The organism is Exiguobacterium sp. SH3S3, assembly GCF_004337115.1.
In the GTDB taxonomy this organism is placed as follows: domain Bacteria; phylum Bacillota; class Bacilli; order Exiguobacteriales; family Exiguobacteriaceae; genus Exiguobacterium; species Exiguobacterium aurantiacum_A.
On sequence record NZ_SJUU01000053.1, the window covers coordinates 1 to 246 of the forward strand.

At 48.8% G+C, this 246-nt stretch carries 1 rRNA gene; it reads left to right on the forward strand.

Going from position 1 to position 246, the window contains the following annotated elements:
- A 16S ribosomal RNA gene (locus EVJ28_RS14045) occupies window positions 1-110 on the forward strand; the annotation flags it as partial.
- Window positions 111-246: the final 136 nt, after the last annotated feature.

Genomic DNA, 246 nt, shown 5'->3' on the forward strand with positions numbered 1-246 from the left:
AAGTCGGTGAGGTAACCGCAAGGAGCCAGCCGCCGAAGGTGGGACAGATGATTGGGGTGAAGTCGTAACAAGGTAGCCGTATCGGAAGGTGCGGCTGGATCACCTCCTTTCTAAGGAAAATGCCCATCGTTCAGTTTTGAGGGTTCGTCCCTCGATTGTTCTTTGAAAACTGAAGATTCATCAAGACATCAAACCAAGAAAAATATGCATGGTCCGTTCGGACCGTGTGTCTTAGAAACGCTAGAT